The sequence below is a fragment of the Gemmatimonadaceae bacterium genome (genome assembly GCA_035606695.1).
Taxonomy (GTDB): domain Bacteria; phylum Gemmatimonadota; class Gemmatimonadetes; order Gemmatimonadales; family Gemmatimonadaceae; genus JAQBQB01.
In genome coordinates, this window is the sequence record DATNEW010000026.1 from 356052 (window position 1) to 382062 (window position 26011).

Consider the following 26011-nt stretch of genomic DNA (forward strand, 5'->3'; position numbering starts at 1 on the left):
GCGCGACGCCTGCAGCAAACATGCGTTGGTTTCATTAAAAGTTGCTAATTTCGTGTTTCGATATTAGTAATCGCGGTCAACGGACCGACACCCACGCCGCGACGCATAGGCGTCGGGAGCGGCCGCGTGTCCTCATGACACAGCAGGCCCGAGTCTACGTCGAGCGCTGTGGCTCGCAACTGTCGCTGTCGTCAACGAGTGGCTTGTGTTTATGAGCGGCGAAACTTGTCTGATCATCAGTCACAGCCGACCCACGCTCCTTCTCATTACCCTGGGTAACTCCCATCGAACTGAGGTCGAGAATCGGCTGCGGCAGTGTCATGTCGTTGTAGCCGAGATGAGGAGTATAGCCGGAGTGCATCTCGATCGGTTTGACTGTGCGCTCATCGACATGACGGGTGAGGGCGTCACGGGGTGGCCTGACAACGCATTGTCCGGTGTACGGGGCAGACTATCTCTGCTCGCGGCGTACCGGCGTATACCGCCGCCAGCGCTGACAGAGTGGGAGTATCAAATCCGGGGTGTTGACGTTGATGCACCCGGATTCGAACGGACCGTGCTCGCTCAATGGGAATGGGCCCAGGCGGTGGCAATTGAAAGTCGATTGCGTGCGATCTGGCTGTACAAGACTTCGCCCCGACTCGCCGTCGCCATGGAGTGTGCCGTTCGACTGTCATACGATAAGACGCGCGTGACGGAGCTCGCACTCGCTGCAGGCGTTCCGGCCCGTACTCTGGAGTGGTGGCTCAGGGCTGATGGTATGCCGACCGCACGACATGTTTTGGGTTGGTCCCGCGTGTTACGCGCAACGTGGTTGCTGGAAAGGGGCGGCCTGGCGCTGAAACACGTCGCACCCATCCTGGGCTTTCCAAGTCCACTTGGACTCGGGGCGATGATCACGCGCTACGTCGGCCAATCGGTGCGTCGCTCGGTGAAACACGGGGCCTATTCCGTCGCCGTCGATAGACTCAAGACAACTTGGCCGACGCTGTTCCCGCCGAAAGCGACGTCGACCACTAACAGTGGGCAATTCAGTGCCGCGCGCTAACCAACAAACGACCACGATCGTTCGCGCGAAGGCGCGGCCTGTGTTGGCCATTCTGTTCATTTTAAGCCCGCTATCCGCCGCGCTCTCGCAACATCTCGAGCGCGTGCTGTCTGTTCCGGTCGAGGAGGGTATCTACGCGTACGCGAGAATCTCTCCGGACGGTCGCAGGCTTGCATATTCAGCAGAGATAGCGGACCCGCATCACCCTACTGCGTTAAAACGGATGTTGAGAGTCGTGGCGCTGAGGACGAGAGCCGTCCTGTTCACGCGTGCGGGACTTGACGCGTATTGGTCGGTCGACGGATCTCGCCTGATCTACCTGTCCGATCCGGATTCCACTCCCAGCGTGAGCATCTGGAATCGGACGACAGGCGATGTCGTCGCCGACGTCGCGCCGGCGAACCTGGGTGACTATTTCAGTTGGGCCCGTCGGTCTGGACATGACCTCATTCTTACGATCATCGGTCGGTACTACTACCTCCAGGGCGACCGCGCGGGCCTGCCGGCGAGTAGCGCCGCCTCATGCGACAAGAGTGGCCCACCTCAAAGGCCACTGATATCCAAGGACGGACGGCGCATCACGATATTCATCGCAGGGCATGTTGCCGTTCGCGATTTGTCAGACTGTAAAGGGCTATTCAATACGCATCTGCCCGGCGCAAAGGCTGACTTCTCGTGGGACGGTCGATTCATCGCTTTTCATTCCCCGAAAGAAGGCGCGCCCGGGTACGAGATTGTAATTGTTGATTTGATACGCCGGACCTATCGTCGGCTCAGCGGCCTACCTGGTTCCAGCTTATTCCCTAGTTGGACGCGAGACGGGAGACTGTGCTTCCGGTACGACGGCGATGACTACCGCGGTTTCATTATGGCAAGCAACGTTACGCTCCTTCCAGAGCGGCCGCTGCCAGTACACGACGACACTCTCCCGTCCCAGGGGACCTGGAAGGAGATCGTTCGAAGTGACCGGCCGCCGCACCAAATCAATTTGCTAGTGATTTGGGGCGCGTGGATCGCTCACACGAAGGACGCCCTTGGCGCGGCTAACCAGGCATCGGCCCATTTTGCCACCCGAAGTTACAGCGTCGGTATTTCAACGGCGGTCGATCCCTCCAGCAATTCGTCCGATGTCGCCCGCTTTGCATTCGTCCATGCAGTGAACCTTCCGACTGTTGAGCTACGGCCGGAGTCATTCGGCTTGACGCGGGGTATGAATCAACTACCGGTAATTCTGCTCTTTAGAGATTCGATTTTGATCGATCGTCACCTCGGTGCAATGTCAGCGCGCGAAATCGAGCGATGGGTCGAGAGGAGCCAACGCCGATGATACAACTTGTTCCTGAGACTCTACGACAGGACTTGAGAACGGCGATGCGCCGGTTTCGGCAGGCAAAAATGGTATCCGTTATTGCCGTTCTCACCCTGACACTTGGCGTGGGCGCCAATGCGGCTGTTTCTGCCGTCTTGGCCAGCGTCCTACTTCGCGCGCCGGCCGGAGTGACGGCTGCAGGTGAATTACGACGGGTAACTCAGCGCTTCGTCGTGCCCTTGACGCACGAGCGCCGTGAGCGAGACATCTTCTCGTTGAGCGAAGTAACACAAATGAGTCAAGGGATGCCGCCCGGCGTGTCGGCCGCACCGTACGTTGATGACGAGCAGACGACCGACGATGATCTTCGGGCGCAGATCAAGTGCACTTTTGTGGCCGGTGACTACTTCGGCGTCCTCGGCGTCACCGCCGCTTTAGGCCGTCTCTTCCACAGCGACGGCCCGATAGGTCCTGTCGCCGTCATCAGTGAGCGGTTATGGGAGACGAGATTCGGGCATTCACCCCAACTGTTGGGACAGCATCTTCAGATTGCGGGCAAGCGATTCGCCGTCATCGGCGTCGCCGGGAAGGGCTTTCGCGGAGTGGGCACCTGGCATACTGATGTATGGATCCCCTTCGCGTACTGGCCGGACAGCGCTGCTGCAGCGTCGAAGCCGTATGATCTTCGCTTTCACTACATCGCGCGGGCTCCGGATCGGCGGATCACGCCGGCTCTCGCTGCAGCGCTCACGCGATCGCTTCGCTGGGCAGACGTTGTCGGAGACGCGACTGCGACCGCGAACCTGACTCCCGTGACGAGGCTCCTCGAGCCACAGCAGGGCTCCGTTGTTATCAACGTCCTAACTCGTTTTCAAATTGCCGCCGCCACGATTCTCTTAATCACCATCGCGAACCTCTCGAACTTGCTGGTGTTTCAAAGCTCATATCGGGGAAAACAGTTGGCGATTCGCTCAGCGCTCGGAGCACCTCGGCACCGACTTGTACAAGAATTGGCATTTGAATACGTCATACTTGGTATCGTGTCCGGTGTGGCATCGATCGCTCTGGGAGGCGCGGCTGCCACGTGGCTCCGTAATCGTTTGATTCCAGGGATCGACTGGTCCGGCTCGCCGATCGACCTTCGACTGTGCGGTCTAACTTTGGGCATCGGACTCGTAGCAGGCCTGTTGTCTGGAGTATCTCCACTGCTCCAACTTCGCTCGCCGCGACTAAATCTTGTCTTGATGGGAACGAAGACAGACGACGCTCGGGAGCGCACGCGCCTCAGATCAGTCATGTTAGCGCTGCAAAGTGCTCTCTTAGTCGTGTTGCTGGCCGTGTCGGCGTTGTTCGTTCGATCACTGCGCAATGTCCGCTCCTCCAACACCGGCTACGCGATCGATGAATTGGTGGTTGCGTACGTTGAGCCAGGTGCCACCACGAGTGTGTCGGAAGAGAGATTCAAGACCCTCAGCTCAGAGGCGGCGGCTCGATTGCGGGCATTGCCTCAAGTCGCCGCCGTCGCCACCGCTGCGTCGCCGCCGCTCGCGTCAGCTATGTACTCGACCGTGTTTCCTTACAAGGGACTAGATGCTCGAATGGGTCGCCGCACGGATCTCTCCGTTGTATCACCGGGCTTCTTTCGAGCCGTTGGACTTAAAATGGTGAGCGGCCGGGACTTCGACTCGACGGACCAGTCGGGCTCGCTCCCGGTTGCGATCGTCAGTGTCATGCTCGCACGCGATTTGTGGCACAATACAAAGCCAGCAAATAACTGTGTGGTTATCGGCGGCCCGAGCGAGGAGTGTCGAACAATCGTCGGCCTGGTTGACGACGTCCATTCGCAGAAGTTGCTCGAGAGTTCCTCGCCTCACATCTACTTACCGCTGAATCAGGTACGGGGCTTCGCCGGCGCACCAAGGGCAGTTATCGTCACGATGAAGCACGGCGCGTCGGCGAGTGATGTCCAGCTAATACGTCAGGTAGCGTCATGGCGTTCCTCGTCCATCACATGGAACGTCAAATCCCTACTTCAGGTTCTCGAACCTGAACTGAGACCGTGGCGGATTAGCGCACTACTTTTCGCATCGATGGCGGTGCTCGCCGTGATAGTCGCAGGCGCTGGAATGTTTGGCAGCATCGCATATGTGACGACTCGTCGGACGCGCGAAATCGGCGTGCGCCGTGCTTTTGGAGCGAACTCCCAGCACATCGTGCGCAGCCTGCTCACCGAATTTGCTCGAACCATTGGAGTGGGCCTGTTGTTCGGCTTGGGCGGAGCTCTCGTAGTTGGTAAGACGATCCAGTCCTCGCTCTACGGCATCGAACCGTACGACCCGCTCACGCTCGCCGTTACTTTTACCGTGCTTATTGCGGTCGCCGCCGTCGCATGCATATCACCAATCTGGCGTGCGCTACGAATCTCTCCCGCGTCGGCGCTCTTGCTGGACTAACGAACAGGAGTCTTTTCTCTTATCCGTTTGAGTCGAGCTACTTCCACCCACTTTGGTTGGATTGAATCGGCGGCCGTCACATAGAAGGTGTTAGCCGACGGCGCAGAGATTGGGGGATAAGAACCAGCTGGTCGCTGTGCGCGGATTTGGCGCAACTCTGCTGCCGCGAATGCTTCTACCGTCTGCCGATCGATGAGGAACACACGGCCAGTGGTTGTTTGGACAGCGATCCCCGCGCCGGACGGGGCTGGTTTGCCGCCGATCAGCCAATTGGAACCGACACGCTGAATTCGTGAGTCCAAGCGCTCAAATCCGAGAACGTTGAGACCAATGACATGCTCATCGTACTCCGGAAGGAAGAGCGCGACCGGCAGGGACAAACCTCCGCGAAAATCCAAGGTCATCGTCGCGCCGGATGGACCCGAGCGGGTTTCCGGTCGAGTACAACAGCAGAAGAGCGCGGCGACTAGTGCTGCCCGGAGCCGCTGAAGCGACCCGGGCGCGAAAGTAGGAGGAGCTCGGCGACGGCTCCCCCGTGTTGGCCGCACTAGAGTTGCCAACAAAAGATGGTCGTCAAGCCGAATTTGGAGCACGGTAGCTCCCCGCACGTGGCGCCCCACGCCCCGCTGCAGCCGCCGGCGGCGGTGCAGCCCGACATACCGTAGTCCGAGCAAGAATACCAACAAAACTGATTACAGGGCGGAAAAGGAGTAGGCCCAGCCTCGGCTCGTCGTGGCGTCGAAAGTGAAACACCTCCCATTAATGCAACGATGATCGCTTGTGCGGTTACCCGCCGAGTCGCTGTCATGCTTCCTCCAGTGAAAGTTGGACGGTCATACCCGCCCGTTGTCGCAATTCGGCGGTACGCCTAGGGTCGTACGACATCAGCGGGTGACTTTCCCGCGAGCAGACGATCAGCAACACGAGCCAAGATTGAATCGGGCGGTCCGCCCATAAACTTCCAGCCGTTAATAATTACGGCCGGCGTGCCGTAAACCTTCAGCTTGTTCGCGAGGGCAATTCCCTGTTCGATACGCTCCAGACGGTTCGAATCTGCCGCGCATTTCGCGAAGCTGACCGAGTCGGTGACTGCCGCGTCGGCCCCATACGCAGACCAAGGTCTCAGACCGAAAGAATCTTGCTTGGCGTATAGCGCAGTCTGCATTTGGGGAAACCGACCCTGCGCAGCCGCGCACTCTGCAGCACGGGCGGCCGATCGAGCGAAGCGATGGATGGTCAGCGGGAAGTGCACGAATACCCGGGCAACTTGTCCGCGATGCTCTTTTTGGAATGCTCGCAAGGTTTGTTCGTATTGAGCGCAAAATGGACATTGGAAGTCGGCGAATTCGATGACCTGAATCCGCGCCGCCGAATCACCATCTCGGATGCCAGCATTCGCAATCGCCCGCCAATCCCGAACGTATTCTGGCTTCGGTATTGTCGGCCCGGCTGGCGGCGGCGAAGCGAACTCTCGGTGAAAGGTTGAACCCGCGATCACGATGGCAGCGATCGCCAGCGTCCCAGATATTGCTCGCTCGAATACGATACTCATAAGACCTCGCTCATGTCGCTTGCGCGTCCGATTGGCTAATCATCAATTGATTGGTATGAAGAGAACCAGTCTCAAGCGCGTGATGCAATGCGCAAACGCGCAGGAACTTTACAGTTTGCGCAGCCGTGTTAGCATCGGTTGAAAATTGAACGCTCCACCGGTTGAACATGGAACACGGGTCCTCAGCCGCCGGCATACCGAGCGGCTCTCCGTTTTCGACCTTTGGGCTCTCGACCTCTCGCGAGCCCGGTATACATGGAGTGGTCACGCGTATGTTGCTGCATCAATAGCTGGAGGAGACCGGCGGCGATAAGGCAGAAGCCGCGCGCCGCGCCGGCGGCATCGGAGCAGACGGGAACGAAGACGTCGTCGCGAAACGGCAGGTCGGGCCCGTTCCATTCGGTTCCGGCGACGAGACAGCGGAAACCGTTCAGGCTCGGACGAGCCTCGACGTATCCCCGCGCGGGATCGAGCAGGTACACGCCGGCGGAATCTCGAAGGTGTGCGGGTGCCGCGCTCAGCGCGTACGCGGTCTCGAGTGCGCGGGGCATCGCGTCGAGCCTCGGAGCAGGCGCCTGAGCGTTCGCAACGGATGCGCACCACGCGATGCTGAAGAGGACGGCGAATCGCATGCGTCACAGTCTCGTAGGCGCGACGGCGCGATTCCATGACCACTTCGACCGGCGGCGCATAGCCATTTGGGCCGCTCGGCGTGCACAGCCTTACTGCTTCCCCACCCGCCCCACCCCCGCCCGCGCCCGCGCGACGAGCGGCGCCAGCTCCGCATCCGCCGTCCGCCAATAGTCGAGAGCACGCTGATACTGCGCCGCCGCTTCATTCCGCTGTCCAAGCTTCTCCAGCAATTCCCCCTGCCTGAGATGCGCCGCCGGCGCATACGCGATGTCGCCGCCATTCGGCCCGGGAATCGACGCCAGCACGCGCAGCGCTTCGCGATCGCGGCCGAGTTTCGACAACACCTCCGCGCGCACCCACCGCTCCTCGGCATTGAGCAGCATCGAGCTCGGGTCGCCCATCCACCCGCCGGTGACGGGATACGGCCCGAGTGCGGCGAGAGCGTCGGCTGTCCGCCCTTGCAACAGCGTGGTTTCGCCGCGCAGCAGCGGCGCGAGTTGCGTTGCTTCCCAATCGCCGCGCGCCGCCGTCGCGTCGAGCGTCGCGGACTCACGCGATGCGATTGCGGCATCGCCGCGGCGTACGGCGATCAGCCCCGACGACAACGCGCGCCACATGGCGGCGTATTCATGAATTGTAATCGTGTCGCCCTTGTCCACGGCGTGCTGCGCGCGGTCCATCACCCCCGACGACCATGCGTTCGTCGGAAGGAACGGGAGCGTGCCGGTGAGCACGCGGTAGCGCAGCGCCATGGACGGATCGGCTGGCGCCGCTTCGTCGATCGCCGCGCTCGCGGCACGCAAGTGTCCGAGCGCGAGCTCCACCGACGCGCGATGCAGCGTGAGGATCGCGTGCGAGGGGAGATGTGGCGGCTCGTTGTCGATCGCGCGCCAGAACGCCGCGACACCGCGCGCGTCGTCGGATGCGGCCGTGAGATGACCGGCGAGCTCCAACGCGGCCGGTGCCTTGGTCAGTCGCCGCGCCTCCGGCAGGAGCGCCGCGCGCTCGCTGGAATCACCGAATGCGAAGGCGCGCAACGCTTCGACCTCGAAGCGCGTGTCCTCGGAGGCGTCGAGCGGACGCAGCCGCGTCGCCAGCGAATCGAACGCGGCGCGGTCATGCGACGCCGCGGCGAGACGGACGACGTGAATGAGCGCGCTCGCATCGTTGGGCTGGAGCGCCAGCACGTGATCCCACGACGCGCGCGACTCGTCGGCCGGCCAGGCGATCTGCGGTCCGAAGTGGTAGATCAGATCCGCGAGGTAATACCACGCTTCGACGTCGGTGGGATCCTCGGTGACGAGCTGCCGATACAGCGCTTCCGACTGCTGCGGGCGATTAGAGATCGTTGAAAAGTGCCACGCCTGCGCGCGCAGCCGGTCGCGGGGCGACAGATGGCTCTGAAGCAGCTGTACGCGGTCGTCGGCCATGCGCTGCAATCGATAGTCGCCCGTCCAGTTGGCGGCCTGGCTCGTGCGCAGGAACGCGAGCGCGAACGTCGAATCGGCGGCGATCGCGCGCTGGTACGCCAGGACCGCGGCATCGTACTGCCCGGTGCGGAAGTCGTGCTCTCCTTCAAGAAAAGCCTGGAGCGCCGGGATCGAGTGTGTCCCCGCGGCGACGGCGGCGAGCGCATGCGCCGTCGTGTCGCGCGAGCGCGCCGCGGCAATCTGCATGGTGAGGCGGTCGACGAGATCGAACAGCGAATCGGCCGCGCCGTCGGCGACGACGGGCGCCATCACCGGGCGCGCCTTTGCGTCGTACACGGTCGCGGTCACGCGCAGCCGCCGCCCGGACTCGGTGATGTCGCCGAGCACGAACTGGCCCGCACCGAAGCGATGCGCCGCCGCCACGGCATCATCAACCGTGACAGCCGACGCGCCCGCGAGGCCGGCGAGCATCACGCGCGAGTTGACCGCGCGCAGTCCACCGGCGCGATCCAGCCCGGCCGCGAGGAGCGTCGCGATGCCCTCGCGCGTGTAGCTCAGATCCGGCGTGCCGTGATAGGCAAAGGGCAGCACCGCCACGACCGCGGCCGAGTCGGAGCGGGCCGGCGTTCGCGCGAATGCGTACGCGACCCCGGCGATGACGAGTGCCGCCGCCGAGCCGAGTACGACGCGCCATCGTCGTGATGTCAACGGTGCCGGCGGTGGCGCGGGAACCGACACGACTGGCGAAGCGGGTGATGCAGGCAATACAGCTAATGCAGGTGAGACAGGCGTCACCGGCGACGCGACACCCACCGGCGTCGCCCGCAATGCCTCGTAGAACCCGCGCGTCTCGGCCGACGGCGCCACGCCGTGGAGATCCGCGAACCGCTTTATGAAATGCTCATACTCGGCACCCAAGCCGGCGACGTCGCCGGTGCCGTGCAGTGAGGAGAGCAGCTCCCTCAGCGCGCGCTCGTCGTCGGGCGCCAACTCCAGCGCCCGGCGCGCCCAGCGCGTCGCGGCCGCGGCATCCCGCGCTCGGCGGGCCGCTTCGATCGCGCCCCACGCCGCCGTGCGCGCCCGCTCGCGCAACCGAAGCCGCCGCGCATCGGCCCACTGCTCGAGCTCGGGCGCATCGGCGTCGTAGAAGCCGTCGAGGAAATCGCCGCGATAGAGCGCCAGCGCGTCCTCGAACCGGCCTTCGTCGGCGGCCCGCTCGAACTCGTGCACGTCGGTCCACAGCTCGCCGGGCGCGATCATCAGGTCATCGGCGCCGTGCCGCACGATGGCGTCCTGACCGAGCTCGCGCCGCAGAAAGTAGAGCGCGTAGGTGAGGGCGCGCCGCGCCTTCGACTCGTCGGCCTCCGGCCAGAACAGCGCCAACACTTCGTCGCGCCGTCGCGGACCCTTTACCGCTTCCACGGCCAGGTACGCGAGAAGGCCGAATCGTTTCGGCTGGGCAAGCACCGCCCGCAGCGATCGATCCTGATCGTCTCGCGCGTCCTGGGGGCCCAGCAAAAACAGCCGAATCATCGGAAAAGCGGCGTGGGAGGGCCCAAGCCACAGGCGGGCCACACGGAAAATGACAGGCAGGCGACTCTGAGCCCTCAATGTGGGGGCGGAAACAGCGTGCGGCAACGCCGATTCACGTTCCTCGGCGGTCGTCATCCCCCCGGCATCGTGTCAGCTCTCGCTCTCGGTCTGATCGCTTCTATCATATGTATGGCGTGCGCGGCCGTGCTCGCGGCGTTCTACGCCCGGCGCGCCGCCGCCGCCCGCCGTGAGGCCGCCTCGGCAAAAATTCGCTGCGACGAAGCGCAGGCATTGCTCGAGCGCACCCGCCGGGCGGCCGAGGAGGCGAACCGCGCGAAGAGTCTGTTCCTGGCGAACATGAGCCACGAGCTCCGGACGCCGCTGCACGCGATCATCGATTACAGCGCGATGGCGGTCGAGGTGCTGGAGCCCGAGCAGGAGGCGAGCGAGCTCACGGCCGATCTCAATCGGATCGGCGCCGCCGCCCGGCATCTTCTGGCGGTCATCGACACGATTCTCGATCTCTCACGTGCCGAGGCGGGGCATACGCGGCTCGTCGTGGAGAGCTTCGACGTCGCCGCGGCGATGCGCGAGATCGCCGAAGCCGCGGCCCCGCTCGTCGCCGGCAACGACAACACGCTCGAGCTCCAGTGCGGCGACGCCCTCGGCGTCATGCGCAGCGATTCGGGGAAGCTCCGGCAGGTGCTGCTCAATCTCCTGTCGAACGCGGGCAAGTTCACGGAACGCGGACGCGTCGTGCTTCAGGCGGCGCGATCGGCCGACGGGCGCGAGCTCACATTCGCGGTGCGAGACACGGGCGCCGGCATGACGCCGGAACAGCGCAAGCAGCTCTTCCAGCCATTCGGCGTCGCCGATGATTCGTCGCACGGAGCGGGATTGGGTCTCGCGCTCAGCCGCCGCCTCTGCGCGCTGATGGGCGGCGACATCTCGGTGGATTCGGCGCCCGGCGCCGGTTCGACGTTTTCGGTTCGGCTGCCCGCGTCCGTGCCCGAGTTCGCGGCGAGCGGAGTGTACATCGCACCGGCCGCCCTGGCGCGCGAGCCGCAACTGGTTTCGTGACCACGACGAAGCTGACGACGCATCGCTCGATGTCGCTCACCCACGCGGCATTCACCGATCTGGCCGCGATTCGGCGTTTCGTTGCAAACGCGTGCGCGGACGCGCACGCGTCCCCGGACGCGCGCGACTCGCTCGAGCTGGCGGTCGACGAAGCGTGCACGAACGTGATCGAGCACGGCTATCCGAAGACCGCGCCGGGACCTGTCGGCGTGACGTTCGAGGCGGACGATCGCGAGCTGCGCGTCCATCTCGTCGACCGCGGCAAACCGTTTCCGCCGGACGACGCACCACTCGCCGACACCATCTCCGGATGGGTGCGGCGTTTTCCCGGCGGCCTTGGCTGGCATCTCATCAAGAACGTCGTCGACTCGGTCACGTACGCGACCGAATCCGACGGCAGCAATCGCCTCACTCTCGTCGTCGTGCGGAGACCCTCATGAACATCGCGATCGATCAACGCGCCACCGCCACCGTCGTGTCAGTCGACGGCAGCCTGGACGCGCTCACCGCCGACACGCTCCAGCGGGCCTTCGATACCGAGGTGCGTTCGGGGCGCACGCAGCTCGTCGCCGGGTGCGCGGGGCTGGAGTACACCAGCAGCGCCGGGCTTCGCGTGCTGCTCGCGACGATGCGCGAGGCGCGTCATCGCGGCGGCGACCTGCGGTTGGCCGGCGTCACCGACAAGGTGCGGCGCGTCCTCACGATGAGCGGGTTTACCAGTATTCTAAAGTGCTATCCGGACGTCGAGAGCGCGGTGGCCAGCTACGCGACGGCGGTTCGCGCATGAGCCTCACCGTCGTCGTCGGCTCAGGCAGCGTGAAGTGCGCGGCATCGCTCGGCATGTTCCGGCTGCTGCGCCGCGAAGGCGTCGCGATCGACCGGCTGGTCGGCTGCAGCGCGGGCGCCATCTACACCGCGTGCATCGCGCTGGGCATGAGCGTCGAGGAAGCGGCCGAGAAGAATCGCACGCTCTGGACGCGCGAGGTGGCCGAGCGGGCGAATCGCCGCGCGATGTGGCAGGCGTTGTTTCCGCGCGCGCTGCGCTTCACCGAGGAGTGGGGCCTCAAGGACGACCGGCTGCTCGAGCGGCGGCTCGCTGCCGCGTTCGGCGATCGCACGTTCGAAGATTGTAATATTCCATTGCACATCACCGCGACGGATTTCTCGAACGGCGAGCAGGTGGTGCTGTCGCGCGGGCGCATCGTCGACGCCATTCGCGCGAGCCTCGCGCTGCCGTTTGCCTTTCCACCCGTGCGCATAGATGGCCGTCTGCTCGTCGACGGCTTCATGTCCGATCCGCTTCCCGTGGGCGTCGCCATTCGCGAAGGCGCGGACGTCGTCATCGCGATGGGGTTCGAGAGCGTCTACCAGGAACGCATTCATTCGCCGAGCCGGTTCGCGATGCAGCTCAGCTCCATTCTGAGCAACAACCTGCTCAAGGCGATGTTCGCGTTCCACGGCGCGGCGCATCACGGCGAGCTGTTGCTCGTCGTTCCGCAGTTCACCCAGCGCGTTCGGCTGTTCGACGTCGAGAAGATGCCGTACATCATGGACGTGGGCGAGCGGGCGATGGCGGAGCAGCTGCCGTATCTGCGCCGGCTGCTCGAGTCGCGCGCGGTCGGAGCCGGAGCATAGCATGGCGCCGCGCATCGCGGTCGTGATCGGCTCCGGAGGACTCAAGTGTGCCGCCGCGCTGGGTCTCTGGCGCGTGCTCGCGCGGGAAGGCATTCAACCCGATCTCGCGATCGGGTCGAGCGGCGGCGCGCTCTACGCCGCGGGGTTGGCGCTCGGTCACCCGCTCGCGCTGGCGGAAGAGCGCACCAAATGGATGTGGGACAGCCTGCTGTCGTTCGATCCGGTGGGCGTCGCGCGCGCCGCGCTGCCGCGCATGCTCGGCTACGACGCTCGCGTGGGCTTGAGCCGCGACACGAAGATCAACGCGGAGATGCATGAGCTCTTCGGCAACTCGATGTTTTCGGACGCGCGCATACCACTGCTCGTGGCGGCCACGGATGCGGAAAGCGGGGAATGTGTTTTGATCGACGAAGGACGCGTCGCCGATGCCGTTCGCGCCAGCGTGTCGCTGCCGATCGTTCTTCCCGCGTGCCGCGTTGGCGATCGACTCCTCATGGACGGCGGCCTCTCCAATCCGCTGCCGGTCGACGCGGCCATTCGCGAAGGCAGCGAGATCATTCTCGCGATGGGTTTCGAGAACTCATACAAGCCGGCCGTGCGCTCGGTGTGGGACGCTGTCGGCAACGTCATCGCGATGTCGACCAATCATCTCATGCGCGCGAGCTTCGCGTTCCACTCGCTGGCGCATCACGCCGAAATCATTCCCGTGCTGCCCGAATTCGACCGTCCGATCGGCTTCAAGGACTCGGCGCTCATTCCATACATCGTCGAATGCGGCGAGCGCGCCGCCGAGCGGCAGCTGCCGTACCTCATGCGTCTGCTCGAATCTCCCGTCTCCGCCGACTGACATGCTGCGCACTTCCGCAAATCCGAGCCGCGTCCTCGTCGTGGACGACAGCGAGATGAGCCGCGACCTCTTCTCGCGGCGTCTTCGCCGCCAGGGCCACGCGGTGAGTCTTGCCGAAAACGGGCGACTGGCGCTCGATATGATTCGACGCGACGAGTTCGATCTTGTCTTGCTCGACACGGTGATGCCCGAGATCAACGGCTTCGATCTGCTCGCGCGGCTCAAGGCCGATGAATTCCTGCGGCATCTGCCGGTCATCATGATCTCGGCGATCGAGGACATTGACGGCGTCGTGCGCTGCCTCGAGATGGGTGCCGACGATTTTCTGCCGAAGCCGTGCGATCCCGTGGTGCTGCGCGCGCGCGTGGAGTCGGCGCTGGAGAAGAAACGCCTGCGCGACGGCGAGCGGCTGCGCGCGCGTTCGCTCGAGCGCGATCTCGAGATCGGCCGCGAGATTCAGGAAGGCTTCATCCCCGACGTTCTCCCGACGGCGGATGGATGGGAGATCGCCGCGCGTTTCCAGCCGGCGCGCCAGGTCGCCGGCGACTTCTATGACGCGTTCAAGCTCGGTGGAACAGACCGCATCGGCATCGTCATCGCCGACGTGTGCGGCAAGGGTGTCGGCGCCGCGCTGTTCATGGCGATCTGCCGCACGCTCATCCACGCGATCGCCGACCGCTTCGCCGAGGAACCGCGGGCGCGCCGCGTGTCGGGTCTGTTCGCGCCCGATCCCGCCTCGATGGGCCCGTCGGGCGTCGGCGCGTCGACCGCGTGTCTCTATCACGCTGTCGGCGCGACGAACGATTACATCGCGCGCACGCACGGCAACGCGAACATGTTCGCCACGCTGTTCTTCGCCGCGGTCGATCCCTCGACCGGATTGGTCTTGTACGTGAACGCCGGGCACGAGCCGCCCGTGCTGATGCGCGGCGGCGAGGCGCCGTTGCGTCTGGACCCGACGGGACCGGCGCTTGGTCTCGCCGCGGACGCGACGTTCACCGTGGGCACCGCGCGGCTCATGCCGGGCGATGCGCTGGTGATGTTCACCGACGGCATCACTGAAGCGCGATCGCCGGCGGGCGAGCTGCTCGGCGACGATCGCGTGCAGCGCTTGTGCGCGCAGTCCGCGCCGTCGGCGGAAGCAATTCTCGATCGACTGTCGTTCGCCGTGCAGCAGCATGTGCAGGGTGGGGAACAGTTCGACGACATCGCGATGCTCGTCGTGCGGCGCGTGCCGAATTCCGGCGGATCGACGGGACCACACGCGTGACCGACATCGTGTTACATCGCCTGAACGCGGCGCTTGCCGAACGCTATGTCGCCGAGCGTGAGATTGGACGCGGCGGCATGGCGACGGTGTATCTCGCGCGCGACCTGCGCCACGATCGCTCGGTGGCACTCAAGATCGTGCACCCCGATCTTGGCGCCGTCCTCGGCACGGAGCGGTTCCTCACCGAGATCCGCGTCACGGCGAACCTGCAACATCCCACGATCCTGCCGCTGTTCGACTCGGGCCGTGCGGAAGGCCAGAACGGCTCCGACAGCACGCTGTATTACGTCATGCCGTACGTCGAGGGTGAGTCGTTGCGGCAGCGGCTCGATCGTGACGGGCCGCTCGACGTGGCCATCGCGCTGCAGATTGCGATCACGATCGCGGACGCGCTGGATTATGCGCATCGGCATGGCGTAATCCATCGCGACCTCAAGCCAGAGAGCATTCTCCTGCATGCGTCGGAGACCGGGCGCGGGAGTACCGCGGCGGTGCATCCTGTGGTTGCCGACTTCGGGCTCGCGCTCGCCGTGTCGAGCGCCGGCGGCGAACGACTGACGCAGACCGGTTTGTCGCTCGGCACGCCGCAGTACATGTCGCCCGAGCAGGCGACCGGCGATCGCCGCGTCGATGCGCGCAGCGACATCTATTCGCTCGGCGCCGTGCTTTATGAGATGCTCGCCGGCGAACCGCCGCACACCGGGCCGTCGGTGCAGGCGGTGTTCGCCAAGCTCCTGACTGAGAGGCCACGCTCATTGCGTCTGGCGCGCGACACCGTGCCGCAGCATGTGGATGCCGCGGTCGAGCGCGCGCTCGCCAAACTGCCGGCCGATCGCTTCTCGACGGCGCGCGAGTTCGCGGAAGCGTTGGAGTCGTCTGCGTCGCCCAAAGCGATCGCGCCGGCGCGGCCGCGCAGCCGGGCAGTCGCGACGGCCGCTGTGCTCGGCGGCGTCGCGTTGTTCGCGGGGGGATTCGCGTTGCATCCATCGCGCGCGAAGACGTCCGACGCCGTGACCTCGCGATTCGTCGTTCCACTGAGCGGCGACGAGCGTCTGACCGCGCGCAACGAAGGATCGTATCTCGCGATCTCGCCGGATGGCAAGCGTGTCGTCTATGTCGCGCGCGCGGGACTCAGCACGCGGCTCGTCGTGCGCGCGCTGGACGAGCTCGTGCCGCGCCCGCTCGCCGGCACCGAGGATGCGACGAGTCCGGCCGTGTCGCCGGACGGACGCTGGGTCGCCTTCTTCGTCGGCACCAAGCTTCGCAAGATGCCGATCGACGGCGGCCCGATCACCGACATCGCGGACGTCACGCAGACGGATTTTCCGTCGCTCGCCTGGCCGTTGGACACGCTGCTGGTGCTCGGCGGCACGGGCGAGAGCGCGGGACTGTCGGCGGTGAACGCGTCCGGCGGGCGAGTTCGGACGTTGACGAAGCCCGCGAATGCCGTGCAGCACGTGATGCCCGTCGCAATCCCCGGCGGCAGGGAAGTGCTGTTCACGAATTGGGGACCCGGCGACTCGCGCGACGATTATATCGGCGTCGCGTCGCTCGAGGACGGATCTTTCACGCTGACGCCGCTCATCGGCGCGGCGGCTGTCGGCATCATCGACGGACAGCTCCTCTACACGCGCAGCGACGGCGTGGTGATGGCCGTGCCGTACGACGCGCGGGGGCACAAGGTGACCGGAGAGCCCGTCGCCGTGCTCGACGGTGTCAAGCCCGGTGCGTGGCCGGGCGCTCCAGTGATCGCGAGCAATGGAACGGCGGCGTATGTCACCGGCGGCGTGCGCAACACGATCGTCATCGCCGACAGGTCCGGCACGCGTCCACTGCTCGATGAGCCGCGCGCGTACACGCATCCGCGACTCTCGCCGGACGGACGTCATCTCGCTCTGCAGATCGAGTCGCCGATTGGAACGGCGATCTGGAACTACGACATCGCCACGCACACGCTGGGGCGGCTGACGCCGGAGTTGTACAACACACGTCCGGAATGGTCGCCCGACGGCACGCGCGTACTCTGCTACTCGCTCATGAACTCGCGGCGCGGGCTCGGATGGGTGCCGGCCGACGGCAGCGGCGGCATCACCCCGCTCGTGCTCGGACCGGAAGTGGAAGGCACGATCTCACGCGACGGGAAGTCGCTGCTCTACCGCAACGACGACGGCCGCGGTCACATGGAAGTCGGCGCGATGCGCCTCGGCGACACGACGCGGACGGTGCTCATCGCCGACGGCGCGCGGAATCTTTCACCGCGCCTCTCGCCCGACGGCCGGCTCATGGCGTACGCGTCGGATCAGTCCGGGCAATTCGAGGTGTACGTGCGTCCGTTCCGCGACGGCGGCGGCCGCGTGCAGATCTCGGTTGGCGGCGGCAGCGAGCCGGTGTGGGCGCGCGACGGCACGCGGCTCTACTACCGGCAGGGGCGCGCGTTCATCGTTGCGACGCTGAGCGGCGGAGACGTTCCGTCGGTCGTGAGACGTGAGACTCTGCTCGAGAACGACTTCCTCACGGACAGCGAGCACGCGGACTATGACGTGACCGCCGACGGCAACGCGATCGTCGGGCTCGCGCCCGCCGAAGAGATGCGACTGACGATCGTCGTGAACTGGCCGGACGAGATTCGCCGCCGGCTCGCGGCGCGAGGACCCTGACGATGACGGCAAACGCGTACGCGGGCGGCAACAATGCACGTGCCGATCTTCAAACATCTCTCGGCGCCGCATTCACGATCGAATCGGAACTGCTCGGCGGCGGCATGTCGCGCGTGTTCGTGGCGACCGACATCCGACTTGGGCGGCGCGTCGTCGTGAAGCTGCTCGCGCCGGAGCTGGCCGCGGGCCTGAGCGCCGAGCGATTCGAGCGCGAGATACAGCTCGCTGCCGCGATGCAGCATCCGCTCGTCGTACCACTTCACACGGCGGGGACGACCGCCGCCGGCGTGCCGTACTACACGATGCCGCTTGTGGACGGCGTGTCGCTGCGCTCGCGGCTGGTGCGCGAGCCAAAGCTGCCGCTCGGCGAAGCGCTGCGCCTGCTCCGTGACGTGAGCGATGCATTAGCATATGCTCATTCACGAAATGTCGTACATCGCGACATCAAGCCCGAGAACATCCTGTTGTCGGGCGGGCATGCGCTGGTGGCCGACTTCGGCATCGCCCGCGCGATCGTGGCGGCGGGCACCACCGATGGCGCCGCGGGAACAAGCGGCATCACCGCCACCGGGCTCGCGATCGGGACGCCGGCGTACATGGCGCCGGAGCAGGCGGTGGGCGATCCGCGCACCGATCACCGCGCGGACATCTATGCGCTGGGCTGCGTAGCGTACGAGCTGCTTGCGGGGCGACCCGTGTTCGAGGCGCGGACACCGCAGGAGCTCGCGGTCGCGCATCTCGTCGAGCGCCCGCGTTCGCTGATCGAGCTCCGCCCGGACGTGCCCGCGCCTGTTGCCGCACTCGTCATGCGCTGCCTCGAGAAGTTGCCGAGCAACCGGCCGGCGACGGCGGCGGAATTACATACCGCGTTCGATGCGGCGGCGGCGTTCGACAGCGGCGCGAGTGCGGTGTTGCCCGTGTACGCTTCGCGGCGATGGAAGCTCGGCGCCACCGCGGCCGTCGGCGTTCTGCTCGTCGCCTACGTCGTCATGCGCGTCTTTCACATCGGATTCGTCGGATCGTTGATCGCGGCGGGCACACTGCCGGCGAAGCCGGCGGTGGTGATCGCGGAGTTCGATGTTCCCGGTGATAGCGCACTCGGTTCCGTCGTGTCCGACGCCGTACGCGCGGCCCTGACACCGTCGCGCGCCATCAGTGTGATGCCGCTCAGTGCGGTGAGCCTTGGTCTCGTCCGCATGCGGCGCCCGGTGAACACGCGCGTCGATGCCGCGGTCGCGCGCGAGCTGGCCGAGCGTGAGCAAGCCAACGCCGTCGTCGACGGGAATGTCGTGCGACTCGGCCAGGGATATGTGGTCACGGTGCGGCTGGTCTCGGCGCAGACCGGCGACGAGCTGGCGTCGTATCGCCAGACGGCGCGCGATGCGTCGTCGCTCCTTGGCGCCGTCGACGACGCGACGCGGCAGTTGCGCGGGCGCATCGGCGAATCGCTCGCTGACCTGCGGCAGTCGCCGCGTCTCGTTCAGGCGACGACACCCTCGCTCGACGCATTTCGCGCCTACGCGGCCGGCATGCGCGCGAACGCGGCGGGCGCGTTCTTCCTCGCCACGACGTTGTTCGAGCAGGCGGTAGCCCTCGACTCGACGTTCGCGTCCGCATACGTGCGCCTGGCGACGACGCTCACGAACTGTTCGTTGCTGCTGGGGACGCGCGTTCAACCCGATCGCGCGTATGCGGCGTTCTCGCGCGCGTACGCGTTGCGCGGCCGCCTGCCCGACGCCGAGCGAATGTTCGCCGAGACGGAGTACCACACGTGGGCGGCGCCGGATTTCAAGCAGGTCGTGTCTACTTATCGCACCATGCTCGCGCTGGACTCCACGTTGTCGACGACGTGGAACAACCTGGGCATGAAGTATCGCTACGTCGGCGAGGACGCGCAGGCGGAGCCATTGTTTCGCCGCGCCGCGCAGCTTGCGCCCGAAGTGCAGATCTTCCATGGCAATGTGGCGATCGCCCTCCAGGCGCAGGGCCGCTATCGGGAAGCCGACTCCGTGCTCGCCGCCATGGAGGGGCGATTCCCCGGCGGCGCGACACCCCGGCGCGTGCTGCTGTGGCACCTGATCCTCGAGGACAAGCTCGACTCGCTGGCGGAGCTCGAGCCGACCCTCCCGATTTCCGTCGAGCGGGCGTGGATCGCGCGGCTGCGCGGCCGCCTGGCCGAAGCACGCCGCGTCGAGCTGGCGGCCTATGCCGACGCCGGCGCCGCGTTGCGCTTCACATCTCTAACAGACTCGCTGCCGTTCATCACCGCCGAGCTCACGTTGGCGCCAAGTACCGCGCTGCTCGGACGCCTGGATGCGCTGCTCGCCGCGAACGCAGTTACCTCGCTTCCGCCGCGCGAGCGTCCGTACTTCGAGGTGGCGGCCGCGTACGCCCGCGCGGGACAGCCGCAGCGCGCGCGTACGTTCGTCGATGCATACGATCGTGAGATCACCGACACCGTCGTGCGCCGCGAGCGCGAGTTCGAGCGGCGTGAAGCCCTCGGCGAGATCGAGCTCGCCGAGGGCAAATGGAAGGATGCGATCGCCGAGTTCCGTGCGGCGCGGCAGGTGGTGTATCCGTACGCGGACTGGTGTCCGTTCTGTGTGTATCAGCAGGTCGCGCGCGCGTTCGACTCGGGCGGCCAACGCGATTCCGCCATCGCGAACTTCGAGCGCTACCTGAGCTATCCGTACCCGCAGCGCATCAGTCCGGATTCGCGCTATCGCGCGTTGGCCGAGCGCCGCCTTGCCGAGCTGTATGATGCAGCCGGCGATCGCGCGAAGGCCGCGCACCATTATCAGCAATTCATAATGCTTTGGCGCGATGCCGATGCCGAGCTGCAACCGCAAGTCGCCGCGGCGCGGCGACGGCTGGCCGCGCTGGAGCAGCAATGACCGATCTACTCGTCTCGCGGCTGCGCGTTGCTCTGGACGCCACCCACGACATCAAGCGCGAGCTTGGCGGCGGCGGAATGTCGCACGTCTTTCTCGCGGAAGAACGCAGCCTGGGGCGCGACGTCGTGATCAAGGTGTTGCCGCCGGCGTTCGCCGCCGGTGTCAGCGCCGATCGGTTCGCTCGCGAGATTCGTGTGGCGGCGCGGCTGCAGCAGGCGAACATCGTTCCCGTGTTGAGTGCCGGAATCTCGGACGGTGTGCCGTTCTATACCATGCCGTTCGTCGCCGGCGAGTCGCTGCGCGATCTGCTGCGGCGTACTCCGCGGCTATCGGTAACGCAAACTGTCGCGATTGCGACGGACGTGGCGCGCGCGCTGAGCTACGCGCACGAGAACGGCGTCGTGCATCGGGACATCAAGCCGGAGAACATTCTGCTTTCCGGCGCGACGGCGGTGGTCACGGACTTCGGCGTCGCCAAGGCCATCAGCGCCGCGCGGAGCGGCGCCGAGCATTCTCTCGACAACGGATCGAATGGCGCCGTCACCAACCTGACGCTGCTCGGCACCTCGCTCGGCACGCCGGCCTACATGGCGCCCGAGCAAGCGCTCGGCGATCCGACGACCGATCATCGGGCCGATCTCTACGCGCTTGGGCTCACGATGTACGAGATGCTGGCCGGCCGTTATCCGTTCGACGCGCGCACGCCGCACGAGTTGATGGCGGCGCACATCACCGAACATCCGGCGCCGATCGAATCCTGCTGCCCGGAGATCCCGCGCGGTTTGGCGGCGCTCGTCACGAGCTGCCTCGCCAAGGACCGCGCGCAACGCCCAGCGAACGCGCGGGCGGTGTTGGATGCACTTGGAAACATTGACGTCAATACATTGTCCGCCCCGCGTGATTCGCGGAAAGCGCCGCTGCGCCGGGCGGTCGTCATCGGCGCGTGCGCGGCCGTCATCGTCGTGGCCGCCGGGGCGGCGGTGTACGTCATGCGCGACAGCATGGGAAGTCCCGCCGAGCTCGATGCGTCGCGCGTGCTGGTCGCATCGACGCCGGTGGAGTCGCGCGACGCGGTGCTCGTCGCGGCGACCGCACAGGCGAACGATCTCGTCGCGCGCACCGTCGAATCGCTGCCCTCGGTTCGTCGGGTCGAAGTCGCGTCGAGTCTTCCTGACGATGCGGCCGCCCGTTCGCGAGCGAGCAAGGCTGGTGCACGTACGCTGCTCGTCACGACCGCCGAAGCACACGGCGCCGACAGTGTGCGGTTGCGTTTTCGAATTCTCGATGCGCGCTCGGGCGACCTCGTTCGCGCCATGCGTCCGATCGACCTGCGCCGCAGTGCGCCGGATTCCACCGTGCGCGCGGCGCTCGATCCCGTGTTCGCGCTCCTCACCATCGTGACCGAGCCATCGTTGGGCCCGGCGGCGCTGCCGCTTGTCGACGCGCCGAAGTTCGCCGCGGCGCGTGAGCTCGCGACCGGGCTCGAGCTGCGCGCGGCGGATTCAGTGAAGCGCGGGGTGGCGATGACGCACATCGATCGCGCCGTCGCGCTCGACTCGACGTACTACCAAGCGCGTCTGTGGCAGACGCAATTCGTGCAGGACAACTATCGCTCGACCTATTACCCGCGCTCGCGGGTCATCGGCGACAGCACCATGCACGCACTCGCGCCGCACATGGATCAGCTCTCGAACTTCGAGCGCGCGCTGTACGACTACGTCGTTGCCAAGCATCTCGGCCGCGTGCCGGAGATCATAGAAGCGTTACGGCGATTGGTTGCCATCGCGCCGGAGGCGCCTCCGGCCGATTCGTTGCCGCGCATCCTCATGGATCAGAACCGCCCCCGCGAAGCGTTGCGGCTTCTGCGGACGATGCCGCCGTCGCGCGATGCGAACGGCAAGCGGATTCCTCCCGAGGACGACGCGTCGCGCTGGGAGATCATCGCGTCGATCGACCACTACCTCGGCGACCGCGCGGGGAACATCGAGGCGGCGAATCAGTTGCACCGCCTGGCGCCCGACGTGATGTCGACCGCGCGCGCCGAATTGATCGCCGCGTCGTGGGACGGCGACTCGGCGCACATTCGCGACATCCTGAATACGGCGCGGACGCTGCCGTCGCGCTCCGGGTCCTATGACTTCTATGGCGATCTCGTCATGCAAGCCGGCCAGGAGCTCATGGCCCACGGGCACGACAAGCTCGGACAGCAGCTCGTGCGCGACGCGATCGACTGGTTCAATTCCCATCCCGTGACCGATCGCCGCATGGTGTACCGCAAGGCGCTCGCCTACTACGCGCTGGCCGACTACAAGCGCGCCGGTGAGACACTCGCGCCGATGCTCGTCGACACGAGTGCGTCGCCGGTCATTGGACTCGCGGGCCGTATCGCGGCTCGCGCCGGCGACACAGTCGAAGCCGTGCGCCGCATGCACCAGCTCGAGCGCATGACGGATCCCGGACTCCTCGGCGCGCCGACGCAGGAGCGCGCATTCATCGCGGCCGGACTCGGACACAAGGCCGAGGCGGTGGCGCTGCTGCAGGACGCGTTCGCGCAGGGGATCGGCTGGGGCATCTGGTGGCGCCTGCATTGGTTCCCGGACACGACGCCGCTGCGTGGGTACGCACCGTTCGATCGGCTCCTCGAGCCGAAGGGTTAGCTTCGGCGTCGGCCGGGAGTATAAGTGTTCTCTAATCACACCCCGAACTGGAGCCCTCGCATCGTCACCGATCGTGCGAAGATTCGCCCCGCAAGCCCGCGCAGCAGCAATCCGACGACGCGCTCACGCCGCTCCGGCCGCGCCGTCGGACGGCCGATCCACATGTTGAGCTCCGCACGCCGGCGTGCGGCACCGACGACACGCCGCCGGCGCGCCGAGCTGCGCGTGAGCGCCGTTTCGAGATTGGTGCCGCGCCGCAGCGACGACGCCATCGTCTTCGCGACGTCCTCGGCGCCGAGCCAGCCGACGTTCATACCCTGGCCGCCGATGGGGCTGATCACGTGCGCCGCATCGCCGACGAACGCCACGCGCCCGGCCGAGAGGTCCGACGCAAGCCAATGCTCGGCGCGAAAACCGCTGACCGCACGGGCGTCGGGAGGCGACACGACATGACCGGTACGCGCGCGTACGACGTTCGCGACTTCATCGGCGGTCGGCAAGCCGCACGCGTCGTCGTCGCGGCGAACGACCCAGCGCCGATAGCCTTCCGGCAGCGGGAACGATTCGACGAGGCCCGCCGGCGTCAGATACACCGCGCCCTGCTCGCCGAGCGCGGTCGTGTCCGGAAAGTCGCCCATGGCGTAAGCGCCTTCGTAGGCGCCGCCGGTGTAGGACAGTCCGCACAGTGCGCGCGTTGGTCCATACTTGCCATCGCATGCGACCGCGGCGCTGGCGCGCACGTGGCGGATGCTGCCGTGCACGTCGGTGATCTCGAGCTCGACGTCGGCGGCGGTTTGTGTGAGTCCCGTCAACGTTCGGCCGCGGAGCAGTGCATCGGGCACGCGTTCCATGAGCGCTTCGCGAAGCAGTGTTTCCGTGTCCTGCTGCGGCAGCGCGAGCACGTACTTGTGGCGGCCGGACAACCACTGAAAGTTGATCGCCCCGACGACGCCGCGCGTGCCGAACGCAAGACCGCGGCGCACGAGAATGCCGCGGGCGAGAAAACGGTCGGCGAGGCCGAGGCGATCGAGCAGCTCGAGCGACGGCGGATGAATGCCGATCGCGCGCGATTCAGATCGCGCCGACGTGCGCCGCTCGATCACGAGCGGCCGCAGTCCGCGCGCGTGGGCGCAGAGGGCGAATACGAGACCGACGGGACCGCCGCCGATCACGGCGATGGAATTGTCATACTGGCTCATGGCATCACTCCCGGAATGAAACGCGGTTTGTCACCCAACGTGGATTCGTACAGGCTGTCGCAGCGCAATGCCGCTTCCTCGGCGCGAATGCGAAAGAAGAGAAGCACGCCGTTGGCGATCGAGGCGACGATCGCCGTGACGTACGCGCCGCCGATCACCGGCAGCGCCAGCAGCTCGAGACATACGCCGAGGTAATTCGGGTGTCGAAGATGTCTAAAGATTCCCTTCGCGATCGCGGGCTCGCCGGGCAACGTGATGACGCTGATCGTCCAGCGCGGACCGAGCGCGTGCATCGCGAGCGCGCGAAGCGTCTGGCCGGCGGCGAATGCGACGGCGGCGATCAGCATCACCGCCGTCGGCACGTCGCGCGGAACGAGCCACGCTTCGATCAGCGTCGCCGCCAGCCATCCGGCGTGAAGCACGCGCATCCACGCGAGCTGTTCGTGCGCGTGCTCGCGTGCTCCGAGCGCGATGAGCGTTCGCTGATGCTTCGCGCTCCGTCGGACTTCCCACAGGCGCTGCATGGCGACCGCGAGCACCAGCGCGGTGAACGCAAACTGGAGGGGGTTCATTGATCGTCCTCCACGTCGGCGGCGTCGAAGTCGAGCAATACGACTTCCGCGCAGAATGCGGGGCCCATCGCCATCATGACGCCGTAGCCGCCGGGGCGTTCACCCGCGGCGATGCGCCGCCGGTGCTCGTCGAGAATGAACAGCACCGACGCCGAGGAGAGATTGCCGACGCGCTGGAGATGCCGGCGTGTCGGTTCGAGCGCGCCCGCCTCGAGATCGAGCGCCGATTCCATCGCGTCGATCACCTTGGGACCGCCGGGATGCATGACCCAGTGCGCGACGTCGTCGCGATCGACGCCGTGTTTTTTGAGCAGCGCATTCACGGCGGCCGGCGCGTGATCGCGAACGATGGTCGGAACGTTCGCGCTCAGCACCGGCGTGAAGCCGTTGTCGCCGATGTCCCATCCCATCACGCGTTCGGTGGCGGGGAAGAACGTCGACCGGGCGCCGATCACGCGTGCGCGTCCGCCGCCGGCGGTTGCGCCCGAGCGTGCAAGCGGATGACGCGCGCCGGCCATGACGATCGCCGCCGCGCCGTCGCCGAACAGTCCGATCGACACGAGGTTGCCGATCTGCGCGTCGAGCTGGAACGCGAGCGAGCACGTTTCGACGGACAGCAGCACGGCGATCTGGTCGGGATTGCCGCGCAGCCAATCGCTGACGCGCGCTACGCCGGCCGCGCCGCCCAGACAACCGAGTCCGAACAGCGGCATCCGCACGAGCGAATGCGGCAGGTCGATGCGATTCATCAACCGCGCATCGAGCGACGGCACCGCGATCCCCGTGACGCTCGTCGTCGCCAGCATGCCGATGTCGGCCGGCGCCATCCCGGCGTTCGCCAGCGCGTCGATCAGGACGCGTTCGCTCAGCTCGAGCGCCGCTTCTATATAGAGGTCGTTGCGTTCCTTGAAGCCTTTCAGGTGGATGACGCGCTCCGGCGGCACGACGAAGTAGCGCTCGTCGACCTGCACGGAATCGAAGAAGCGGCGAAGCCTGCCGTCGCGCTGCATCCCGGCGGGCACGGCGGCCTGTACGATCTCCGACAGCTCGCTCTGCCGGTATCGATGCGGCGGAAGCGCCGTCGCGCTTCCAATGATGACGGGCGACAACGTTGCGGGCGCGCGATGGGCGGCGGGCGCAACGAAGCGGGAACGACGAGCGAGCATGGTCATGAAGAACTCCGGCTGGTGGATGCGGAACTGTGCCGGTCCGCGCTCCCCTGGTCCCAACTCGACTCGAACC

General features: G+C 66.0%; 19 protein-coding genes. 12 read left to right on the top strand and 7 right to left on the bottom strand.

What is annotated here, in order from left to right; all coding sequences use genetic code 11:
* Window positions 1-355 precede the first annotated feature (355 nt).
* The 3 genes from VN706_12560 to VN706_12570 are packed head-to-tail and all read left to right on the top strand — an operon-like array spanning window position 356 to window position 4810.
* A complete protein-coding gene (locus VN706_12560) occupies window positions 356-1048 on the top strand; it encodes a hypothetical protein (GenBank protein HXT16460.1) in 693 nt (230 codons plus the stop codon).
* A 43-nt stretch (window positions 1049-1091) separates the two neighbouring features.
* A complete protein-coding gene (locus VN706_12565; GenBank protein HXT16461.1) occupies window positions 1092-2375 on the top strand; it encodes a hypothetical protein in 1284 nt (427 codons plus the stop codon).
* A 44-nt stretch (window positions 2376-2419) separates the two neighbouring features.
* Window positions 2420-4810, top strand: a complete 2391-nt coding sequence (locus VN706_12570; GenBank protein ID HXT16462.1) for an ABC transporter permease — start codon at window positions 2420-2422, stop codon at window positions 4808-4810.
* Here VN706_12570 and VN706_12575 read toward each other — a convergent pair.
* From VN706_12575 to VN706_12590, 4 genes are all read right to left on the bottom strand, one after another.
* A complete protein-coding gene (locus tag VN706_12575) occupies window positions 4807-5214 on the bottom strand; it encodes a hypothetical protein (protein HXT16463.1) in 408 nt (135 codons plus the stop codon). The genes VN706_12570 and VN706_12575 overlap by 4 nt on opposite strands.
* A gap of 464 nt (window positions 5215-5678) precedes the next feature.
* A complete protein-coding gene (locus VN706_12580) occupies window positions 5679-6362 on the bottom strand; it encodes a thioredoxin domain-containing protein (protein HXT16464.1) in 684 nt (227 codons plus the stop codon).
* A 182-nt stretch (window positions 6363-6544) separates the two neighbouring features.
* Window positions 6545-6994 (bottom strand): hypothetical protein, encoded by a 450-nt coding sequence (locus VN706_12585; GenBank protein HXT16465.1) that lies wholly within the window; start codon window positions 6992-6994, stop codon window positions 6545-6547.
* A 90-nt stretch (window positions 6995-7084) separates the two neighbouring features.
* Window positions 7085-9958 (bottom strand): BTAD domain-containing putative transcriptional regulator, encoded by a 2874-nt coding sequence (locus tag VN706_12590; protein HXT16466.1) that lies wholly within the window; start codon window positions 9956-9958, stop codon window positions 7085-7087.
* A 189-nt stretch (window positions 9959-10147) separates the two neighbouring features.
* On the opposite strand from VN706_12590, the gene VN706_12595 reads away from it, so the two are divergent.
* The 9 genes from VN706_12595 to VN706_12635 are packed head-to-tail and all read left to right on the top strand — an operon-like array spanning window position 10148 to window position 22998.
* Window positions 10148-11038, top strand: a complete 891-nt coding sequence (locus VN706_12595) for a HAMP domain-containing sensor histidine kinase (GenBank protein HXT16467.1) — start codon at window positions 10148-10150, stop codon at window positions 11036-11038.
* The gene (locus VN706_12600) at window positions 11035-11478 is read left to right on the top strand and encodes an ATP-binding protein (protein ID HXT16468.1); all 444 of its coding nucleotides are present in this window, start codon (window positions 11035-11037) and stop codon (window positions 11476-11478) included. The genes VN706_12595 and VN706_12600 overlap by 4 nt, the downstream gene beginning before the upstream one ends.
* Window positions 11475-11825 (top strand): STAS domain-containing protein, encoded by a 351-nt coding sequence (locus VN706_12605; protein HXT16469.1) that lies wholly within the window; start codon window positions 11475-11477, stop codon window positions 11823-11825. The genes VN706_12600 and VN706_12605 overlap by 4 nt, the downstream gene beginning before the upstream one ends.
* The gene (locus VN706_12610) at window positions 11822-12673 is read left to right on the top strand and encodes a patatin-like phospholipase family protein (protein HXT16470.1); all 852 of its coding nucleotides are present in this window, start codon (window positions 11822-11824) and stop codon (window positions 12671-12673) included. Before VN706_12605 ends, VN706_12610 begins: the two co-directional genes overlap by 4 nt.
* A 1-nt stretch (window position 12674) precedes the next feature.
* Complete coding sequence (locus tag VN706_12615; protein HXT16471.1) at window positions 12675-13520, top strand: patatin-like phospholipase family protein; 846 nt, start codon at window positions 12675-12677, stop codon at window positions 13518-13520.
* Between the two features lies 1 nt (window position 13521).
* Entirely contained in the window at window positions 13522-14790 is a 1269-nt protein-coding gene (locus VN706_12620) for a SpoIIE family protein phosphatase (protein HXT16472.1), read from the top strand.
* Window positions 14787-17447: a protein kinase gene (locus VN706_12625; protein HXT16473.1), complete on the top strand. Its 2661-nt coding sequence runs from the start codon at window positions 14787-14789 to the stop codon at window positions 17445-17447. Before VN706_12620 ends, VN706_12625 begins: the two co-directional genes overlap by 4 nt.
* Before the next feature lie 2 nt (window positions 17448-17449).
* Entirely contained in the window at window positions 17450-20341 is a 2892-nt protein-coding gene (locus VN706_12630) for a protein kinase (protein ID HXT16474.1), read from the top strand.
* Window positions 20338-22998, top strand: a complete 2661-nt coding sequence (locus VN706_12635; protein ID HXT16475.1) for a protein kinase — start codon at window positions 20338-20340, stop codon at window positions 22996-22998. The genes VN706_12630 and VN706_12635 overlap by 4 nt, the downstream gene beginning before the upstream one ends.
* A gap of 35 nt (window positions 22999-23033) precedes the next feature.
* Here the strand turns inward: VN706_12635 and VN706_12640 are convergent, their stop codons facing one another.
* The 3 genes from VN706_12640 to VN706_12650 are packed head-to-tail and all read right to left on the bottom strand — an operon-like array spanning window position 23034 to window position 25941.
* Window positions 23034-24197, bottom strand: coding sequence for an NAD(P)/FAD-dependent oxidoreductase (locus tag VN706_12640; protein HXT16476.1), 1164 nt, complete (start codon window positions 24195-24197; stop codon window positions 23034-23036).
* Entirely contained in the window at window positions 24194-24769 is a 576-nt protein-coding gene (locus VN706_12645; GenBank protein ID HXT16477.1) for an isoprenylcysteine carboxylmethyltransferase family protein, read from the bottom strand. Before VN706_12645 ends, VN706_12640 begins: the two co-directional genes overlap by 4 nt.
* Complete coding sequence (locus VN706_12650; protein ID HXT16478.1) at window positions 24766-25941, bottom strand: 3-oxoacyl-[acyl-carrier-protein] synthase III C-terminal domain-containing protein; 1176 nt, start codon at window positions 25939-25941, stop codon at window positions 24766-24768. Before VN706_12650 ends, VN706_12645 begins: the two co-directional genes overlap by 4 nt.
* Between the last annotated feature and the right edge of the window lie 70 nt (window positions 25942-26011).

Coding starts and splice junctions, on each gene's coding strand:
- VN706_12595 (HXT16467.1), top strand. CDS start 10,148: ATGGCGTGCGCGGCCGTGCTCGCGGCGTTCTACGCCCGGCGCGCCGCC.
- VN706_12650 (HXT16478.1), bottom strand. CDS start 25,941: ATGACCATGCTCGCTCGTCGTTCCCGCTTCGTTGCGCCCGCCGCCCAT.
- VN706_12640 (HXT16476.1), bottom strand. CDS start 24,197: ATGAGCCAGTATGACAATTCCATCGCCGTGATCGGCGGCGGTCCCGTC.
- VN706_12645 (HXT16477.1), bottom strand. CDS start 24,769: ATGAACCCCCTCCAGTTTGCGTTCACCGCGCTGGTGCTCGCGGTCGCC.
- VN706_12620 (HXT16472.1), top strand. CDS start 13,522: ATGCTGCGCACTTCCGCAAATCCGAGCCGCGTCCTCGTCGTGGACGAC.
- VN706_12605 (HXT16469.1), top strand. CDS start 11,475: ATGAACATCGCGATCGATCAACGCGCCACCGCCACCGTCGTGTCAGTC.
- VN706_12585 (HXT16465.1), bottom strand. CDS start 6,994: ATGCGATTCGCCGTCCTCTTCAGCATCGCGTGGTGCGCATCCGTTGCG.
- VN706_12575 (HXT16463.1), bottom strand. CDS start 5,214: ATGACCTTGGATTTTCGCGGAGGTTTGTCCCTGCCGGTCGCGCTCTTC.
- VN706_12590 (HXT16466.1), bottom strand. CDS start 9,958: ATGATTCGGCTGTTTTTGCTGGGCCCCCAGGACGCGCGAGACGATCAG.
- VN706_12610 (HXT16470.1), top strand. CDS start 11,822: ATGAGCCTCACCGTCGTCGTCGGCTCAGGCAGCGTGAAGTGCGCGGCA.
- VN706_12580 (HXT16464.1), bottom strand. CDS start 6,362: ATGAGTATCGTATTCGAGCGAGCAATATCTGGGACGCTGGCGATCGCT.
- VN706_12630 (HXT16474.1), top strand. CDS start 17,450: ATGACGGCAAACGCGTACGCGGGCGGCAACAATGCACGTGCCGATCTT.
- VN706_12635 (HXT16475.1), top strand. CDS start 20,338: ATGACCGATCTACTCGTCTCGCGGCTGCGCGTTGCTCTGGACGCCACC.
- VN706_12615 (HXT16471.1), top strand. CDS start 12,675: ATGGCGCCGCGCATCGCGGTCGTGATCGGCTCCGGAGGACTCAAGTGT.
- VN706_12570 (HXT16462.1), top strand. CDS start 2,420: ATGCGCCGGTTTCGGCAGGCAAAAATGGTATCCGTTATTGCCGTTCTC.